15 protein-coding genes and 3 pseudogenes are annotated in these 19,394 nt (G+C 61.1%); 7 read left to right on the forward strand and 11 right to left on the reverse strand.

Translation table 11 applies throughout. The features are described from left to right. Positions 1-95 precede the first annotated feature (95 nt). Positions 96-1,073 carry an IS5 family transposase gene (locus HF916_RS08480; RefSeq protein WP_168787361.1) on the reverse strand — a complete coding sequence of 326 codons (978 nt, stop codon included), beginning with the start codon at positions 1,071-1,073 and terminating at the stop codon, positions 96-98. Positions 1,074-1,588: 515 nt separating this feature from the next. Here HF916_RS08480 and HF916_RS08485 point away from each other — a divergent pair. From HF916_RS08485 to HF916_RS08515, 7 genes and pseudogenes are all read left to right on the forward strand, one after another. Continuing rightward, the gene (locus HF916_RS08485) at positions 1,589-2,467 is read left to right on the forward strand and encodes a tyrosine-type recombinase/integrase (protein WP_168787613.1); all 879 of its coding nucleotides are present in this window, start codon (positions 1,589-1,591) and stop codon (positions 2,465-2,467) included. A gap of 8 nt (positions 2,468-2,475) precedes the next feature. Further along, a complete protein-coding gene (locus tag HF916_RS08490; protein ID WP_168787612.1) occupies positions 2,476-3,681 on the forward strand; it encodes an IS91 family transposase in 1,206 nt (401 codons plus the stop codon). 378 nt (positions 3,682-4,059) lie between these two features. Further along, positions 4,060-4,224, forward strand: a pseudogene (locus HF916_RS08495) (tyrosine-type recombinase/integrase); the annotation flags it as partial. 23 nt (positions 4,225-4,247) lie between these two features. Next, positions 4,248-5,423 (forward strand): IS91 family transposase, encoded by a 1,176-nt coding sequence (locus HF916_RS08500; RefSeq protein ID WP_168788489.1) that lies wholly within the window; start codon positions 4,248-4,250, stop codon positions 5,421-5,423. Between the two features lie 752 nt (positions 5,424-6,175). Beyond that, positions 6,176-6,460, forward strand: a complete 285-nt coding sequence (locus tag HF916_RS08505; protein WP_240975190.1) for a hypothetical protein — start codon at positions 6,176-6,178, stop codon at positions 6,458-6,460. Positions 6,461-6,877: 417 nt separating this feature from the next. Beyond that, on the forward strand, positions 6,878-7,147 hold the full coding sequence (locus tag HF916_RS08510; protein ID WP_168788490.1) for a hypothetical protein: 270 nt from the start codon (positions 6,878-6,880) through the stop codon (positions 7,145-7,147). 459 nt (positions 7,148-7,606) lie between these two features. After that, a complete protein-coding gene (locus HF916_RS08515; protein ID WP_168788491.1) occupies positions 7,607-8,965 on the forward strand; it encodes a hypothetical protein in 1,359 nt (452 codons plus the stop codon). Between the two features lie 209 nt (positions 8,966-9,174). Here HF916_RS08515 and HF916_RS08520 read toward each other — a convergent pair. From HF916_RS08520 to HF916_RS08565, 10 genes and pseudogenes are all read right to left on the reverse strand, one after another. Continuing rightward, positions 9,175-9,451: pseudogene (locus tag HF916_RS08520) on the reverse strand (type II toxin-antitoxin system RelE/ParE family toxin). After that, complete coding sequence (locus HF916_RS08525; RefSeq protein WP_168788492.1) at positions 9,438-9,896, reverse strand: hypothetical protein; 459 nt, start codon at positions 9,894-9,896, stop codon at positions 9,438-9,440. The pseudogene HF916_RS08520 and the gene HF916_RS08525 overlap by 14 nt, the downstream one beginning before the upstream one ends. A 356-nt stretch (positions 9,897-10,252) precedes the next feature. Then, positions 10,253-11,164, reverse strand: a pseudogene (locus HF916_RS08530) (PDDEXK nuclease domain-containing protein); the annotation flags it as partial. After that, positions 11,103-11,864, reverse strand: a complete 762-nt coding sequence (locus HF916_RS08535; RefSeq protein ID WP_168788493.1) for an IS6 family transposase — start codon at positions 11,862-11,864, stop codon at positions 11,103-11,105. The gene HF916_RS08535 and the pseudogene HF916_RS08530, both read right to left, overlap by 62 nt. A 759-nt stretch (positions 11,865-12,623) precedes the next feature. After that, positions 12,624-13,406, reverse strand: coding sequence for an SDR family NAD(P)-dependent oxidoreductase (locus tag HF916_RS08540; RefSeq protein WP_168788494.1), 783 nt, complete (start codon positions 13,404-13,406; stop codon positions 12,624-12,626). 203 nt (positions 13,407-13,609) lie between these two features. Continuing rightward, a complete protein-coding gene (locus HF916_RS08545; protein ID WP_168788495.1) occupies positions 13,610-14,395 on the reverse strand; it encodes an enoyl-CoA hydratase-related protein in 786 nt (261 codons plus the stop codon). Positions 14,396-14,473: 78 nt separating this feature from the next. Then, positions 14,474-16,462 carry an AMP-binding protein gene (locus HF916_RS08550; protein ID WP_168788496.1) on the reverse strand — a complete coding sequence of 663 codons (1,989 nt, stop codon included), beginning with the start codon at positions 16,460-16,462 and terminating at the stop codon, positions 14,474-14,476. Positions 16,463-16,837: 375 nt separating this feature from the next. Next, positions 16,838-17,770, reverse strand: a complete 933-nt coding sequence (locus HF916_RS08555; RefSeq protein WP_168788497.1) for an electron transfer flavoprotein subunit alpha/FixB family protein — start codon at positions 17,768-17,770, stop codon at positions 16,838-16,840. Between the two features lie 22 nt (positions 17,771-17,792). Beyond that, on the reverse strand, positions 17,793-18,542 hold the full coding sequence (locus HF916_RS08560) for an electron transfer flavoprotein subunit beta/FixA family protein (protein WP_168788498.1): 750 nt from the start codon (positions 18,540-18,542) through the stop codon (positions 17,793-17,795). A gap of 39 nt (positions 18,543-18,581) precedes the next feature. After that, positions 18,582-19,370, reverse strand: coding sequence for a citryl-CoA lyase (locus tag HF916_RS08565; protein WP_168788499.1), 789 nt, complete (start codon positions 19,368-19,370; stop codon positions 18,582-18,584). Positions 19,371-19,394 lie beyond the last annotated feature (24 nt).

A 19,394-nucleotide genomic window follows, 5' to 3' on the forward strand; every position in this document is an offset into this window, starting at 1 on the left:
GCTGAATTTCGGAATGCGAGATCAGCGACCCGACTGGTTCGATTTTCTGGCCCTGAAGGGCCTTGCAAGCGGGTCTCTCGACCCACTTTGGCTACTCATGGACGCAGCTGTGCCATCAGCCGCGTGCGGCTCATGTAGATGTTGGCCAGCGCGAGTGTGGTAAAGGCGCGCGTGGCGTTCTTCGCGAGGCCGCGATAGCGCACCTTGCCGAACCCCCACAGCCGCTTGACCACCGCAAAGACGTGTTCGACCCGGGCACGAATCTTCGACTTGCTGCGGTTTTTCGAGCGCCTGGCTTCATCGACTTCACCACTGCGATTGCGCACACGCTGGTTGGTGAAGTCCTTGGCTTTCGGCGCCTTGCTGGCGATGAGTTCCTTCTGGCTCGCATAGGCGCTGTCACCGTACACACGCTGCTCGCCGCCATGCAGCAGCGCCGGCAGCGGATGCTTGTCGTGCACGTTCGCCGCTGTCACTACCGCGCTGTGTGCCAGACCCGTCTGGCTATCCACACCGATGTGCAACTTCATGCCGAAGTACCACTGCTGGCCCTTCCTCGTCTGATGCATTTCGGGATCTCGCGCCTTGTCCGCATTCTTTGTGGAACTCGGCGCACCGATGATGGTGGCATCCACGATGGTGCCGCTGCCTACCTTCAGTCCGCGCCCTTGCAGTACCTCGCCGACCTTGGCGAACAATTGCTCGCCGAGCTTGTTGCGCTCCAGCAGCCGCCGGAACTTCAAGAGCGTCGTACCATCAGGAACGCGCTCGCGCCCCAGGTCAATGCCGACGAATCGCCGCAATGCGGTGCTATCCAGCAGCGCTTCCTCGCAGGCTTCATCGGCCAGGTTGAACCAGTGCTGCAGAAAGTGCATGCGCAGCATGCGCTCCAGACCCACTGGCGGGCGACCGCCCTGACCCTTCGGATAGTACGGCTCGACAACCTCGCACAACTGCGCCCACGGCACGATCTGCTCCATCGTCTCAAGGAACACATCGCGTTTGGTTGGCCGACGGTACTGTTCAAATCCGGCGCCTTGATCGGCCGCCATCGCAAGGGTCTGTTGTTTCATGCACATCTAACGATTGAGCGACCAATGCCGTTGACCTTTTTCAGCGTAGCCTTAAGCCATCGACTGAAACATGCGGCGATCCGGACCTTCCGTTTCAGGGACCACACGTTGTAACCCTGCGCGCTGATGGAGTTGGCAAAGGATGATAAATGGGCTGCGAGTGGACCTTCAGGTTCTCGCGAGAGAACGACCTGATCATGAATGATGTACTTCACGACGAACTCCTTCCCCGACCTGGGGAGCGGGTGGAAGGAGCCCAGATTATCTCTATCCCGCGTTGCGCATTTGCCCGGGAATACGCGCTATCACGCGGCTACAAGACATAACCCGGAAGGGTACATAGTGCCGCTTGTACTAAACCGCTGACGCGGTAGTGGGAGGAGTGCGAGAGCTGATGGCTGACGTTCATTGTCGCGGTGAGCTGACGCAGGATCCCAACGAGGGGACGCAGATACCTCCAGGAGCAGTATGTGGATGCCCAACCGGGCTCCACCACTGCTTCCAGGAGGTTAGTCATGACGCCGCTGCGCCAACGCATGTTGCACGACATGGAGATCCGTAATCTCGCCGAGAACACACAGAAGTCCTATCTGATTCAGGTATCCAGTTACGCCCGTCACTTTCACCGTTCGCCCGAACTGCTGGGCCCCGACGAGATCCGGGCCTGGCTCATCTATCTCCGGGAAGAGCGCAAGCTGGCACCCGGCAGCCTCGGCCCAACGATCGGCGCACTCCGGTTTCTCTACCGTGTGACGCTTAAGCGCGACTGGAGCGACGAGGATTTTCCCTTGCCGAGGAAGCCGTTCCGACTGCCGGTCGTCCTCAGCCTGGAGGAGATCACCACCTTCTTCGAGTCGGTCGCCAGTCTCAAGCACCGCACCATCCTGATGACCGCGTACGCCGCCGGACTGCGGGTGTCGGAAGTCGTGCATCTGAAGGTCACCGATATCGACAGCAAGCGCATGGTTATCCGTGTGAACCAGGGGAAGAACCGTAAGGATCGCTATGTAATGCTCTCCCCGAGGCTACTCGACATCCTGAGGCTGTACTGGCAGGACGCCCATCCGAAGGAATGGCTCTTTCCAGGCAGCATTCCGGGGCGGCCCATCACCCGCCATGCCGTGGGCGACGCATGCGAGCTTGCGCGCAAGCGCAGCGGCATCGCCAAACCCGTGACACCCCATTCTTTGCGGCACGCGTTCGCCACGCATCTGCTGGAAGCCGGTACTGACGTGCGCCGGATCCAGCTGCTGATGGGCCATAGGTCCCTATCGACAACGTGCCGTTACCTGAAGGTGGCCACCAGCACCGTGTGCGCCACCACCAGTCCCTTCGATCTGCTACCGCACCCTGCACCCATTCCATCCCCGCCACCTGCGCCCGAGTACTTCTGAGCGCAGTCATGCGGCCGGCGCTCGAAGTGGCGGACATTTTCCGCCAGTGTGGGCCCAGTTTCCGGCTATCCCATGCCGAGGGGCTCAGTCGTGTGCAGCGACGCGTGATGAGTGCCATCGAGCTGTGTCGTACCGCAGCGCTTGGTGCCCATCTCGAGCAGTGCGATGCATGCGGCCATCAGCGCATCAGTTACGACTCGTGTCGTAACCGGCACTGTCCGAAATGCCAGTCACTCGCCCGCGCGCAATGGCTCGAACGCCGGCATGCGGAACTCCTCCCCTCGACCGAGTATTTCCATGTCGTCTTCACGCTTCCCGAAACCATCGCCGCTCTCGCGTTCCAGAACAGGAGGACGCTCTACGATCTGCTGTTCCGCGCCAGCGCCGAAACGTTGCGCACGATCGCCGCCGATCCGAAGCACCTGGGCGCCGAGATCGGCTTCCTCACGATCCTGCATACGTGGGGACAGAATCTGCAGCATCACCCTCATGTGCATTGCGTTGTGCCGGGCGGCGGCATCTCCCCGGACGGCGAGCGCTGGATCGCCTGCCGTCCCGGCTTCTTCCTTTCCGTGCGGGTCCTGTCACGGCTCTTTCGCCGCCTGTTTCTCCAACAGCTGCGCCGCGCTTACGACGCCGGCGGGCTGCGCCTGCACGGTCAGTTCGAATCCCTGAGCGATCCCGTCGAATTCGCAGCCTGGCTTGCACCCGCGGCACGGGCGGAGTGGGTGGTCTACGCCAAACCACCCTTTGGCGGTGCCGAACACGTGCTCGATTACCTGGGCCGCTACACCCACCGCGTCGCCATCTCCAACAACCGGCTGCTCGCCTTCGACGGGCACACCGTGCAGTTCTGCTGGAAGGACTACCGGCACGAGTCCAGACAAAGGACCATGACGCTCACGGCCGACGAGTTCATCCGTCGCTTCCTGCTGCATGTGCTGCCTGACGGCTTCAAGCGCATTCGCAGCTACGGGTGGCTCGCCAACTGCCACCGTGCCGACAAGCTCGCCACCTGCAGGCAGCTGCTCGGTGTCGAGGCTCCCGCTGCTGCCGCAGCCGAGCCCGGGGAAGACTACCGTGACCGCTACCAGCGACTCACCGGCAAGTCACTGCGCGACTGCCCCGTATGTGGCAAGGGACACATGCTCCGCATCGAAGACATGCCCGGCAGCCTTCCACGAGCCCCGCCAGGTCCCACCCATGCGCGCTAGTTGCCACCGCACCTGTTTCCGTACACGTTCGCCTTTCCTGACGAGGCCAACGCGGCTGCACTCGTGCCTTCGATCTGCTGGCGCACCAGCGTACTCCAGAATGGCGGGTGATTTGCCGCTTCACGCGCACATTCCCGCTTCCTTTACACGTGATGCTTCCCACTCTCGCCGGAAGTCCGTGTCTGATCACCCCTGCAAGACATCACAAATTACCGCGGCGGTCATTCAATGCCCATAGCGGCCACCGCCTGCGGAGCGGTTTAGCACAAACGTTTTTTTGATTACCGGTCGCGGATCAGGTCCGACGACATGGCGATGCGCTGGTTGCCGCGACCGCCAACCAAAAAAACCTCTGCCTTATCTACCCAGCGATATAAGCGTCATAGTTTCGCGACACACCTGCTCGAACAGAAGGAGGATATCCGTGTGATCCAGGTGCTGCTGGGGCACAAGAAGCTCGAGACCACCTCACTCTATACCCAGGTGGCCACCGACCTGCTGCGCAAGGTGATCAGCCCGCTGGACCGCCTGCCTTCCGAGTAGGCCAGCACCGCGCGGAGCGCCCCGTGCTGGAGGTCGCGGACATCTTCCGCGTCCACGGGCCAGCGTGGCGACAGACTGTACAGCTGAGCCTGGGACAGCTGAAGGTCATGTCGGCCATCGAACAGTGCCGCACCGCGGCGCTGGGGGGACATGTGTTGCGCTGTTCCGGCTGCGCAAAGCTGGAGATCTCCTATGACTCGTGTCGCAATCGCCATTGTCCGAAGTGCCAGGCGAGCGCCGCACACCGGTGGCTCGAGGCACGTCAGGCCGACCTGCTGCCCGTGGAGTATTACCACGTGGTCTTCACGCTGCCCGCCACGATCAGCGCGATCGCCTGGTACAACAAGGCGGTGATCTACGGCCTGCTGTTCGATGTTGCCGCCGAGACCCTGCGTACCATCGCAGCCGATCCGAAGCATCTGGGCGCGCAGACTGGCGCGACGCTGGTGCTCCATACGTGGGGCTCGGCACTCACACACCATCCCCACGTCCACGGCATCGTCCCCGGTGGTGGCCTGTCACCCGACGGTGAGCGGTGGGTCGCCTGCCGGCCCGGCTTCTTCCTGCCCGTGCGCGTGCTCTCACGGCTGTTCCGGCGACGTTTCCTGGAAGAACTCGCTGCAGTGCATCGTCGTGGCCAGTTGCGGTTCTTCGGCGAGTACGCCGCGCTCGCCGATCCTGCCGTCTTCGCCCAGTGGCTCGCGCCGCTACGCGCATGTGAATGGGTCGTGTATGCGAAGCGCCCGTTCGCGGGACCCGAGGCCGTGCTCGCCTACCTGTCACGCTACACGCATCGCGTGGCCATCTCCAACCAGCGGCTCGTTGCGCTCGATGAACGCGGCGTGACCTTCCGCTGGAAGGACTATCGTGCGAAGGGGCGCACCCGCTACAAGACCATGACCCTGGGCGCGCACGAGTTCATGCGCCGCTTCCTGCTGCACGTGCTGCCCGGCGGCTTCCACCGCATCCGCCACTATGGCCTGCTCGCCAATCCCGTGCGGCGGCAGAATCTCGCGAAGATACGCGAGCTGCTGCATGTCGCGGCCGCCGGCGCGCAGGCCGCCGCTACCGATGACCCACCCGGCAATCTCCCGCCGCGCTTCATCTGCCGGCACTGTGGCGCGCCGATGATCGTCATCGAGGTCCTCCAGCGCAGCGCACCGATCCGCGCACCACCCGCACAGCGAGCCGCAGCATGAGCGCACGTGTTTCGAGACGTCCAGACCGACCGTCGGCTCTCCGGCAACGGGACCCGATAGCGGACGGTTGCGTCCTTCACATGCATCAGGCGGTTTCGCGCCCTGTGCACCGCCAGGAACGCCGGCCGGACCGCTTCGTCAACGTGCATCCCGTCGACATCCACCCGCTTCGCCTGACCTCACCATCAGCCCGACGTCGTATGCGACCGCTCCAATCCCCATAGCGATACAGGTTCCGGCCGCATCGGGACACTCCGCGGTTTCCTCCATCGGGGTTTGTACGACGCCTGCCCGCATGCTCCTGTGGCGTCCGCCCATGCGCACGGTCAAGGGCAGGCATCCTACAAACCTAAACAGTTCAGGAAGGAGCGCCGTCGGGAGGCGAGTATCCGACATGTCACCGGAATCGGACGATGACAGTGCATACATCTTTCGCCGACGATTGCTGTCCACCACCTACACATGTGCGTTGCGACGGCGTTTCGCCTGACCAAGAATGAATATGACAGCAACGCTGAGGGGGCATTCGTCGAGTGTACCCGGAGCGGTTGGTCGTCGTGACGAGCTAAACCGGCATTGGCCCGTGCGAAGACTGCTGTAGGTCGGCATGAAGTAAACAGGCTGATTGCTTTAACTCCAAACGAGCTCTCTCAGGAAACCTTACCAATCGATCACCATCTGTCTTGCGGCTCGTGCGCGACACGCTCGATGCGCTTGGATTTCGCGCTCAGGGTACGCGAATAACGAATCGCATGAATGGAAAACTCAACGTAGATAAAGGAACCAACATGAAATCACCACTGATAGTCGCATCAGCTGTCGTGCTGTTTGTCATGGCCGGTGTTGCGCATTCGCAAGGCACACCGCAAGCCTCTCAACCCGCGCCGCAAGAAAACGCCGCAACACAAGCCTCTGACCCGAGTGCGGGGATGGAAGCATACGGCGGCACGCCCGACACCCGGGTACAAAGCGGTGCAAAACCTGCCAGACCGTGCCGGATAGATCCACAATGCAACGTTTTTTTCGGAGGGAGCTAACAAAGATATAACGTCGTACGAGCCATGACTGGAAAGTACCCGATGCCCGTATCGCGAAGGGGACGAAATCCTTGGTCCGGCTTACCGAGTTCGCTGTCACTCTTTCAGATGGCGCCTCCTGATAGGGGAGGTGCCTCGACACACGAGAGGCGCGACGGCTTCAACAGCAAGCGGAATGGGCGTCATAACGAACATTTGGGCGGTCGCTAAGCTTGAGTTCGAAATAGCTGCGTCAGTTGCAACTGGCAGGACGTCAACGTTGGTGCGTGCCAAGGCCAACCCTTCTTCGCGTCAATTGAGCCTTCGCGGGACCGCTCACTTAAAACGACGTCTCGGCCGCGCGTTTCTGGGAATTCTTTCCCAGTCCGCAAGTTCGGCGTCGCTAACGCAACCCGTTGATGACGAAAAGGTGAAGAAATGAAACTGCAACCCTCGACTGGAACCATCGTGCTATTCCTGCTCGCCGCGGCCGGCGCTGCCGACTCTCAGGAAATGCAACCGTCAGACATCGCCAGCCACTCATCCAGTCAGCAGTCAATAAATTCATCGCAGCGGGCGATACCGATGGACGGCGACAGTATGTGGGACTATGGGGCCCAACCGGGCGGACGAAATGGTTACGGCAAAACCCGAGACGGTCAACCGTGCGTGGTGGGCCTGTCGTGCGATATCTATCAGGGTAGTTAACCTGGGTGGCTGTGTCGCGATAGGCCAACTCGCTATCTGAAACGCCCGATACGATCGATAAAACAGATGCTCAATGGGGTCGAGAGTGTGAAGGCACTGATCGAGGAAGCTGCCGTCCGACTGTTCGACACCGCCATTAGCAGCAATTCGCCGCCACATAGCTGACGTAGAACCGAGCCCCCTCCAACGTCAGCTATGGCCGATAACTTGCCCTTGATCGCCGGTATGCAATGACCGCTGCACTCCGATACCCTCCTTTGCGCGCGAATCGATTTGATCGCTTTCGTTGGCTTCATTTGCCCCATGCTCTCCTCTCGTTCTTGGCATAGAGGTCTCAGGAGCAAGACACTCAGTGTGCAGGGCACCAGCAGTTCCCTGGACGCCAGCGAGTGCGATGTCAGTCTCCCCTCCCTTATAATTCCCGAATCGATAGTGATTTACGGCGGAGAGCCCCACTTTATGAGTCAACCACATGGGCAACATTCGGGATCTCGAGACAAGGGTCCGCGTCAATCGCGCCAACCTTCGAAAACGACATCCCACCGGCAAAACAAGCCTTATGTAAAAACGCCGCCCGCGCGAGACCAGGCCCAGACGGCGTCCATTTTCAAAACGCGTTCGTTCAAGTGGCTGGTCGACACGGTGGGCGCAGAGAATATCGCGCTGGGACTCGATTCCAACCTGACACGCGTAGCCGAGTTGATCAACGGCGAGAGATTCACACCCGAGACGGCCTTCCACATTGAAACGACGCTCGGGCTACCCGATGGGTTTTTCGATCAACCCAACCCTGCTCTCACGTCCGAGACAATCAGTCGATTGAGGGCGCCGCTCGACTTTATCGCCGCGCATACAGAACCGGAATCATCGGACGCGCAAGCATTGGAACCGGCTCCTGTAATAGCCGCGATTCGCCACCCTACCCCCACTGACCGTTTGCCCAGGGAATCAGAAATGTCAAAGAGAACCGCTGGCGGCTCGCCACAGGCCGCCGCGAAGAGCAAACCTGCTGCGGCAAAGACTGCCACGGTTCCCTCGTCGAAACCGGCATCAGCGAAGCCCAGATCGTCGATGAAGTCGGGGGCTCAGCAATCCCTGCCACTAAACGACATGGCGGCTCGGCAAAACATCCGTCGCGCGAACCTGCACGTGCTCACCTCCCGTAAGGGCTCGAAGGTGCGACTCAGCGAGGTGATGAGTATCAGCGCCTCTAATCTGGACAATCGTCTGTATGGCCAGAAGCGCATGGACGAAGCCGAAGCCAACCGTTTCACTGAACGCCTTGGGCTGCCAACTGCCTGGCTGGACGTTCCGCGTTCAGTCACGGACATTCCTGAGCCGGTGACGGTCCTGCTCGATCCGCAGTCGGGTCGATCTGCACCTGATCAGCGGGATTTGCCCGCCGCGGTAGAGCCGGAAGCAGCGGTGGCAAGAAAGTCCGCGGGTAGAAAAGCAAAACCCGCGAGCGATCGACACGCTCAACCGTCTGAGCCGGATCACACCGGCGCCGCCGCCGTGACGAAGGCAGTCTTGGAGGAACAGGATGCGGAAGTCCCGCCTGCCTCAGATCTGGTAACCCGGCAACCTGTTGACAACGATGCCTCACCGTCCGCCTCTCACCTGCAGCCAGCGCCGGCTTCCATCACAGAGGTCATCGAGGAACCGCGCCGTTCTGCGTCCGTCACCAGCCTGGACGATCTGATAGGGATCGAACCGATCGCAGAGGCGCTGATCAAGACGCTCGCAGGTAAAGCACGAACCGGTCGTCTGGACGAAATGAAAGCGCTGGAACTGTTGCGACAGATCGTGTCGCTCTGACCTGGACGAAAATTGCACGGAATTTTGCGGCGGCCGTGCCGCCAGGGAATCGGCCGCCTTTTTCAACACACGTCACGTTTCAGGTTGCTGAGAAGATGACTGTCTTTGAGCACTGGATGTGCGTCAGGCATCGCGCCTTCACCGCCCAACCCGCACAGCCGCTATAGCCGTTCATGGCGCCCTTCGGAGTAGATGAGGCCGTCTCGCACTCACGGCCACTGCTGGCGCGCGTGCTTCACGCGCAGGATCGTCACGACTTCATCGCTTGCGCGATAAAACACCGACATAGTTGCGGTGAACGATCATCTCGCGCGTACCGCGCAACCGGCCGGCACGGTACAGCGTTGGGCGCCCGCGCAGGCCTTCAACCTTGGTGCGGATCTTCTGCACCAGCTCAACGGCCGCATCGGCATTGTCGTGGCCGATGTAGTCGAGTATGTCAAACAGGTCGTTTCCCGCCTGGACCTTCCATTCAAGCCTTCGCACGCTTGCCCTTCCGCGTCGCCTCGATGCGCGCACTGGCCTTTTCCATCACGTCGTCGTGCGCGACCGTTGGGCGCGGATCGTCGATCGCCTCCTGCACCTGCTGACGGACCCATTCGTCATAGGCGGCGGCGCTCGCATGCGTGGCCTTCATCGCCTCGGCGCGGTCCGGCCCGCTCTGCCGCCTGGATCCGACCTCGTCCGGCCGCCACGCCTCGAGCGAAAACCGCCCCGTCTGCAGGCCGAGTTCGCGGATCACCTCGAGCGCCTTGACCGGGTTGCGGAACGCCCGCGGGCGGCGGTTGTTTGACGTGACCAGCAGGGCGGTACCGGCGGTACGGGTCTCCAGCTCGACATAGAACGCACCACCTTCGGCCTTCAGGATGGCGGAGAGAACGCCGCCGGCCTGGGCAGCGGCGGTCGCTTGCGACACGTCGAGTGTTTTCATGGGACGACCTATAAATGATGCTGACACGGTTATCAATACACCGTGGCAGAATCATCTGTCGATCCTGCGACCGGCTTGACGCAACACCTCCTTTGCACACAGACACACGCGATTGATAGTTTTACTCTGTATCGGAGACGCGATTGTCGGCAGCATTCGCATCCGTTGTCGACACCTCGTCGGTCAGCAGATCGCCATGATGACGCGCCAGATAGTCGCATTGAGGCGAGCCTGAGACTGATCACAAGTGTTCAGCAATATGATTTACCGAACTGTTTCACCTCCCAATAGCGCAGCCTTGATCTTTCCTGTATCGAGTGATCAGCCCGGGTCAGTTAAGACGCGTGAAGAAAGCGTCACGAATCGGCTGGCAAGTCGGGGTGCAGTTCCGCCTCGATTTCGCGAATGGACGGCAGTGTTGTTTCCAGAGAAGGCGGCACCTCGCGCAGTAACTGGTACTCCGCGACGCCCATGGGTTTTGCGACACCCCTCAGGGCGTACTCGGCGACCAGCCGGTTTTTTTCCTTGCACAGCAGCAGGCCAATGGTCGGCTGATCCTCGGGCGCCTTCACCTGCGCGTCGATAGCAGACAGGTAGAAGTTGAGCTGGCCGGCATATTCTGGCCGGAACGGTGTCGTCTTGAGTTCCACGACGATGTAGCACCGCAACTTCAAATGATAGAAGAGCAGGTCAACAAAGAAATCATCTCCGCCGACTTCGAGCCGGTACTGGCGCCCGACAAACGCAAAGCCACCGCCAAGTTCCAGCAGGAACCGCGTGATATGTCTCGTCAGTGCCTGCTCGATGTCGCGCTCCTGCGCGTCCTCCGTCAGGTTGAGGAAGTCGAAGATGTACGGATCCTTCAGCGCCTCGCGGGCGAGATCGGATTGAGGTGGAGGCAGCCTTTCCTCAAAATTCGTGATGGCGCTTCCGGTGCGGGCGTGCGCGCCAGTCTCGATCTGCATTGCGAGTGTGCTTCGTGACCAGCCGTGCTCAAGCGACTTGTTTGCATACCAGTCGCGCGCGGCCGGATCCTTGACCTTGTCCAGCAGCGTGCACAGGTGAAACCACGGCAATTGTGCAGCAGGTTGCTGCACAAATTCCGCTTCCGGCCACGCCTGGGCGAGCGCGCGCATGTACTTCAGGTTGCGCGGAGAAAAGCCCTTCATGTCGGGAAATGCCGCCTTCAGGTCGCGCGCAAGCTGATCAACCACCCGGGCGCCCCACCTTTGCTGCTGCTGCCGCGCCAGGATGTCCCGGCCAATCTTGCTGTGCGGCGGACGCGCCGGTCCCTTTGGCGCATTTCATTTGCCCCTTGCGGATCATATGCATCACCTCAATGCCGCCCAGAATGATGCGTGCACAACGAAAATCCTTGAAGCCGAGCATCGGTCGGGTTCGGCGTTTGATGGCCCGGTGGTCCTGCTCGATGCGGTTGTTCAGATACTTGACCTGACGGACGCGGATAGGTGTTTCGCGTGCGGCGTTGATCGCCTGGATGGCGGCCAGATTTGCACCGCTCTTATCCATGTTGACCGTCTGCGGGGCGCCGTTCTGGCCAATCGCTTTCTCGAAGAAGCGGCGCGCTGCAGGCTTGTCGCGATGGGCGCGCAGCAGGAAGTCGATGGTGTTGCCGGCCTTGTCCACGGCGCGGTAGAGATACTTCCACTGACCCCTGATCTTGAGGTAGGTCTCGTCCATCCGCCAGCTCTTGCCAACCGGCCTTTTGTGTTTGCGAAACATTTTCTCGAGCAATGGCACCAGCTTGATCACCCAGCAGTGCACGGTCGAATGATCGACTGAAATACCGCGTTCACCCATCATTTCCTCGAGATCACGCAGACTCAGCGAGTAGGCCACGTACCATCTCACGCAGACCAATATCACTTCGAGCGGATAGTGAAGTCGCTTCAGAACTTTGGCTATGCCCGAGGCCAGTGCCTTTCGCGGAGTCTGCGTCTTCTTCATCGTGCCATTCGGGGAATTTCGTCTGCTCCGGATTTTACCCCTTCGGTTTATCGCGACCGAGCCCGCCGTTATAACCCAGGGTTTCGACACTGCCGCCGCTGTATGGCGATCGGGTACCACAGCATGCTTCGTCAGATGGAGAGCGTCAGTGTCTGTCCCGCCCACCGTCGGCCGTTGGAGACAGCATGTCGGCGCTGCGGCTACGAAGCGCCGTATCGGGTGAGCGTGCAACTCCTGGAAGCAGCGCACCATGAACCGTCGTCGTGCCGAAAGAAGAAGATCGCAAGGACGCCACCGGGCTGTGAGGATTCCACGCGCACATAGCGCCACGGATCGCCGCGCGCGTGGATAAATTGCGTCACCCTGGCCGGCATCGTCGCACTAGGAGCAAGCCACTTTTCGACCAGAAAACGTAAAGACTTCTCTCCGGTTTTCATCTCTGCCTCTATCCGTTTCGCATTTGCCGGACCGTATGCCTCCTGTTGCGAGAAGCAAGTTGATCGGTCCTTGCATTGAATGTTAGAAGCTGCGCGGACGGCCTTCAATTAGTGAGTCGAGAAGGGGCAATTCGTCTTTGACGAACGCCTGGGTATCCCGCCGCTGCGTATCGATCTCAACGCAGCAGGTGAGCATCATCGGTGCATTCCACGCAGTGATGGCCGAGTCGACGCCTAGCGGCGCCCACAAGCTTGTCAAAGAACAGGTCGTTGGTCTCGCAGTTGACCATGTTTGGAATCGGCCGCCGCATGCCCGCTACGATTACCAGCCGCCGAACGACAGTCCGCCGTTCACACTGATGGTTTGTCCCGTGACCTGTGCCGTTTCCTCGGACGCGAGGAACACGGCAACCCGCGCCACCTCTTCGGCGGTTGGCGCGCGGCCGGACGGAAAGCGCTCTACCAGCTTGCTGAAAAGTCGATGCTGAAAATTCTCCTGACCGAAAATGCGCTCCCAGGAAGGGGTATCGGAAGTGAGGGTCAAGGAGACGCTGTTCACGCGTATGCGCCAACGCGAGAACTCTTTTGCCAGCGCCTTTGTCATCAGGATCACACTGGCACCCACAGCACCAACGATCGATTCGCCGGGCGTCGGGTGCCGACCTGCGTCGGTACCGACCATCACGATCGAACCGCCGCGCACCTTCAGATACGGCACAGCGGCATGAACCGGAAAAACCCGCGCAAAGAAGCGGGATTCGAACGCTTCGACAAGTTGTGAGCCTGTCATCTCGGCAAACGGCATCGGGCTGACCGACCCTTGCGCTCCCGAGCTCACAACGATATCGATGCCGCCATTGATAGCGGCTGCAGCTTCGGCGATATGCGTAGCGGCTGCATAGTCACCGCAATCGCCGAGCACGTAGCTTACCTTGTCGGAAATCGTGCGCAGACCGGCCACAGCCTGCTCGGCCTTTTCTTTCGAACGACTGTTGATCACCACAGTCGCGCCATTAGCCGCGAGCTTCTCAGCGATGCGCAAGCCAAGTCCCCCCGACGAGCCGGTGACGAGGGCTACCTTGTTTTCAAAGTTTGCATACTGCACGTTCTATCTCCAAAGATCGTTTTGACCGCCCCGTGATGGGACCCGTGAGAAAATCCTACGGTCGATAGAGACGTACTTCAATTTGTCACTCGAGAAACGCCGATTCACCGTTGGAGAAGTGTCAGAGAAGGAGCGTACGGCAGCCCCGCGGCATGCCATCGCACGCTCGCCATAGTCCAGCCTACTCCGGGCATCAATAAGGCTCAGCGCGTGAACTTCCTGAACTCCGGTTTGCGTTTCTCGAGGAAGGCCTTCACTCCTTCACGAGACTCTTCCGAGTCGTACATGTAGGACAGAGTCTGCATGCCCATCCAACTGATGGCTCGGATGCTCTCCGTATCGGCATTGAACGACCGCTTGGCCAGGGCGATCGCCGCCGGGCTGTGCTCGAGGATCTGCGCACACCAGCGCGCCACCTCGGCGTCGAGTTCCTCGTCAGGTACAACGGCATTGACGAGTCCCATGGCCTCTGCCTCGCGCGCGCTGTAACGCTTGCACAGGTACCACATTTCGCGGGCCTTCTTCTCGCCGACGATACGGGAGAGATAGGCAGTGCCAAAGCCAGGATCGACCGATCCGACTCTCGGCCCTACCTGCCCGAACTTGCTGCTCTCGCTGGCAATCGTTAGATCGCAGAGCGTCGCCAGCACATTGCCGCCGCCGATCGCATAACCGTGCACCCGGGCGATGACCGGCTTGGGCACGTCGCGGATGATCGATTGCAGTTCCTCAACCGGAATGCCGATCGCGCCGCGTCCGTCATACTGGCCGTTGTGCGCGCTTTGATCGCCGCCGGTACAGAACGCGCGGCCGGCGCCGGTCAGGACGATCACGCCAATTGATTTGTCCCAACCGGCCGTCGAGAAGGCGTGAATCAACTCCTCGGCAGTTTCCGCTCGCATCGCGTTGAGCACGTTCGGCCGGTTGATCGTGATCGTGGCAACGCCTGCGTTGACCTTGAAAACGATGTCGTGGTATTCGCGGCTCATGAAAATTTTCCCTGGTTACTGGCGCACTGCGGTTCATGCCCGCCGTGTGCCTATGTCGGATTGCGAGGATCTTCGCGCTCAATGTTCCCGCGTCGCGCGCACGGCGGCGGCGAGCGTTTCGATCGCTTCAGGATTGGCCAGCGATGAAATATCCCCCGGTGGCTGACCGACGAAGACGGCCCGCACGACGCGGCGCATGATCTTCATGTTGCGGGTCTTCGGCAGGTCCGGCACGAAAACCACTGCCGATGGCCGGAATGCCACGCCGAGACCGACGACAACCGCTTCGGACAGTTTCTTGCCGGTCTCCGGCGTCGCGGCGACACCCTGCATCAGCGTTGCCACGAGCACCAAAGATTCGCCCTTCACGGCGTCGGGTACCCCGATCGCGGCGACCTCGGCCGCGAGGCACGTTGCGCTGACCAGCGCCTCGACCTCGGACGGACCGGTCCGCTTTCCTGCGATCTTGAGCGTGTCGTCGGAGCGGCCAAGGATGGTCCAGTAACCGTCGCTGTCGATATGCGCACGGTCACCGTGCCACCACACGCCAGGCACTTTGCTCCAGTAACTCTCAATGTAGCGCTCCGAGTCGTGCCACAGTCCGCGCGTCAGACCGATCGACGAACGACGCAGCACGAGTTCACCTGTGCCTCGGGCGCCGACCGAGCGCCCGGTTTCATCGACGATATCCGCGCCCATACCCGGCACCGGACCCGCGAACGAACATGGTTTCATCGGATGCAGCACCGTGCCGGTCACGATGCCGCCGCCTACTTCGGTGCCGCCGCAATAGTTGATGATCGGCGCGCGTTTTCCGCAGACCTTTTCAAACATCCAGTGCCACGCGTCTGCGTTCCAGGCCTCGCCGGTCGACAACGCGATGCGCAGCGACGACAGGTCATATTTTTCGATGCCCGCGCCGCCCGCCTGGATAAAGCTGCGGACGATGGTCGGCGCAATGCCAAGCACGCTGACCCGGTTCTCTTCGATCAGGCGCCAGAACCGGCCGGTATCGGGAAAATCGTGCGCGCCTTCGGCCATCACCATCGTCGCGCCCAGCAGAGTCGTCGAATAGATCAGGATCGGGCCGACCAGCCACCCCATATCGCTCATCCACATCATCCGGTCGCTCGCCTTGTAGTCGGCGCACAGCCCCATGTCGAGCGCGAGCTTCGTGATGAAGCCGCAATGGCTGTGCACCGTGCCCTTCGGCTTGCCGGTGGTGCCGGACGTGTACATCACCATCATCGGCGCGTCGGCATCGACCATGGTGGTTGGCGCGTCGTCCGCGCGACCCGCACAGATCTCCTGCCACCAGCGATCGCGATCCGCGTCCCAGGGCAACGCGCTATCGATGTTCTTCAGCACAACCACGTGACGCAGCGCCGGCACGTCCTGCACGGCGAGATCGACCGTCGGTTTCATGTCGATGCGTTTGCCGCGGCGCCACGTACCGTCGGCCGTCAACAGACAGACTGCGCGCCCGTCGTTCAGACGCGAAGCGATAGCGGCAGGACCGAAGCCCGAAAAGAGCGGCAAGACGATACCGCCGATCTTCGAGATTGCGAGCAAGGCGGCGGCCGCTTCCGGCACCATCGGCATGTACACGCCGATCACGTCGCCCGGCCCGAAACCCAGTGCGCGCAGGCCCTCGGCGAGGCGGCTCGTCTGCGCACCCAGTTCCGCGTAGCTCCAGCGGCGCTTCTTGCCGTCCTCGCCCTCCCACACGACCGCGTCCTTCGATGCGTGCGCTTCACCCTCGTGGCGGTCGAGACAATTGAGCACCGCGTTGCCCGTCGCATCCACGCACCACTTCGTCCATTCGACGCCTTGGCTGTCGTCGAATACGCGTGAATACGGGCGATCGAAACGAATGCCCATGTGCGCGATCACCTCGTTCCAGAAATGCTCCGGCTGGGTGTCGGCAAGCTCGAGCAGTTTCCGGTACCCATCCGGATTTGCCTCGTCGATGCCGAGCCGGCGCATGAACGCGGCAAGATTGCTCGATTGCGCGAGTTCCGGGTCGGGACGCCAGACGATTTCCGCGTTGTCGTTAACCTGTTCCATCCTGTCTCTCTCTCCGTGCGCGGTGGCCGCTCCCTTCAGGGGGCCCTTTGCGGGTGATGTGTTGCTTCTGATTGTTCATGCAAAAACGTCTCGCGAGGCAGCGATGCAAAGCGCCCGTTGGTCACGACGGGCGCATGCGGGCACCATGCCGCGAAGCTTGTCCCAATGCTACGAACTGTGGCATCGATCTGCAATTGACGAATCACGAAGGGCGGGTTCTGCACTGGCGAAGCAGTTGCTTCAGATGCGATGAGGCGACGTTTGCATACGGGGCAAACGTTCAGGTATGGAAACGATGGGTTGGCGCAGCATGTCGCGGGGCTTCGAGCGTTTCCGCGAGCGAGCATGGCATCACGATACGTACTGCGGTGGAACTTAGAGCGCTGTTTCGAGTTGCGGCACGAGCGTAAAGAGATCGCCGACCAGACCGTAATCGGCAACGCTGAAAATCGGCGCCTCTGGGTCCTTGTTGATTGCCACGATCACCTTCGAGTCTTTCATCCCGGCCAGATGCTGAATCGCACCCGAGATACCGACGGCCACGTACAGCTGCGGCGCGACGATCTTGCCGGTCTGACCAACCTGATAGTCGTTCGGTACGAAGCCCGCATCGACTGCCGCGCGCGAGGCACCGAGTGCGGCCTGGAGTTTGTCCGCTAGCGGTTCGAGTACCTTCGTGTAGTTCTCGCCGTTGCCCAGACCGCGGCCGCCCGAAACGATGATCTTCGCCGAGGTCAGTTCCGGACGGTCCAGCTTCGTTACTTCACGGCTCACGAACTGAGACAGACCGGTATCCGCTGCCGCTTCAATCTTCTCGACCGCGGCGCTGCCGCCTTCTGCCGCAATCGGGTCGAAACCGGTCGTGCGGACCGTGATGACCTTGATCGGATCTTGAGATTGAACCGTCGCGATGGCGTTACCGGCATAGATCGGACGCTCGTACGTGTCCGCACTGTCTACAGCCGTGATGTCGCTAATCTGCGCGACATCGAGCTTTGCGGCAATACGCGGCGTGATGTTCTTGCCAAAAGCCGTCGCCGGCGCAAGGATGTGTGAGTAGTCTTTCGCGATGTTCAGCACCGTCGCTTCGACGTTTTCCGCGAGGCCCGCTTCGAGTTGGGGCGCGTCGGCCAGCAGCACCTTCGACACACCTGCAATTTTCGCTGCTGCGTCAGCAGCCGCCTGCGCGTTGTGCCCTGCCACCAGCACGTGAATGTCGCCACCAATCTTCTGCGCCGCTGCGATCGTATTCAGTGTCGCAGCCTTGATCGACGCGTTGTCGTGTTCCGCCAATACAAGATTCGTCATTTCGTCTGTCTCCGTGTTCTACTTAAAGCACCTTGGCTTCGTTCTTCAGCTTCTCGACCAGCGCCTGCACATCGGCCACCTTCACGCCGGCGGAGCGCTTAGGCGGCTCGGCGACTTTCAGCGTCTTCAGGCGGGGCGTCACATCGACGCCGAGATCCTCCGGCCTGATCGTGTCCATCGGCTTCTTTTTCGCCTTCATGATGTTCGGCAACGTCACGTAGCGCGGCTCGTTCAGGCGCAGGTCGGTCGTGATCACAGCGGGCAACGTCAGCGACAGCGTTTCAGCACCGCCGTCCACTTCGCGCGACACCGTAGCCTTACCGTCTGCGACGACAACCTTCGAGGCAAACGTCGCTTGCGGCAAGCCTGCCAGCGCAGCCAGCATCTGGCCAGTCTGGTTCGAATCGTTGTCGATCGCCTGCTTGCCGAGAATGATCAGCTGCGGCTGTTCCTTGTCGACGAGCGCCTTCAGGATCTTCGCGACCGCGAGCGGCTCGACGCTGTCTTTCGACTCGACGAGGATCGCCCGATCCGCGCCGATCGCCAGCGCTGTGCGCAGCGTTTCCTGCGCCTGCGCGACGCCCACCGACACGGCGATCACTTCGGTCGCTACGCCCACTTCTTTCAGACGCACGGCCTCTTCTACTGCGATTTCGTCGAACGGGTTCATCGACATCTTCACGTTGGTGAGATCGACGCCCGATTGATCGGATTTCACGCTGACCTTCACGTTTGCATCGACCACTCTTTTGACTGGCACCAGGATTTTCACGCTCATCTCCTTTCTTCAATGTTGCTATGCAAATGCAAACTAAGCTTCGCCGCGCAGATAGGCCGAAGCCTCGTCCTCGACGCGCTGCCATATCTCGTAGGCCATCGGCCGTTCCGCCTCCTCGGCCAGGTGCCCCACGAGCCCAATCGCTCGGGCCATCACCCCAAAGCCGCGCACGATCCGCCATGGAAAGCCGAACTCGCAGCAGATCGCGCCGATCGCGCCGGTTGCATTGACCGGCAGCGACTTGCCCGAGACGCGCTCCGCTTCGGCGCCGATCAGCTGCATCAGCTTCACGTAATCGCCAGACAGGCCGTTTTGCGCGGCCATTTCGAAGAGCCGCGGCGTACGCGGATCGACCGGCTTGTGAAGGGGATGCCCGATGCCGGGAATCGTCGCGCCGCGCCCGCGCCACGCGGCAACCGTGTCGTGTGCGAGTTGCTCAAGGTCCTCATGTTTCGTGCTATACGGCAGTGCCTCGGACAGCATCCGGCACGCCCCTTCCATGCTGCCGACGAACACCGAGCCGAGCCCGCAAAGACCGGCCGCGACCGCGGCCTGCAGCGATTCGGGGGCGCCTGCATAGGTCATGCGCGCGACGATCGCGCTCGGTGTCATGCCGTGTTCGACGAGCGTGATGAGGATCGCGTTGAACACCGCCGATTGCTCCGGTGTCGCGGCCTTGCCGGTCAGTTGCAGGAACGCGAAATCACCGAGGTTCATATGCCCCAGTATTTCGTTGGGCAAATCCTTGCCGCGCACGACGATGCGATCGGGCAGGCTGTAGGCGATATCGGATCGCACCAGCGGTTTCGGTTGACGGACCATGAGTTGCTTCCGTAAAGATCGAGC

This window comes from Paraburkholderia aromaticivorans (genome assembly GCF_012689525.1).
Classification (GTDB): Bacteria; Pseudomonadota; Gammaproteobacteria; order Burkholderiales; family Burkholderiaceae; genus Paraburkholderia; species Paraburkholderia aromaticivorans_A.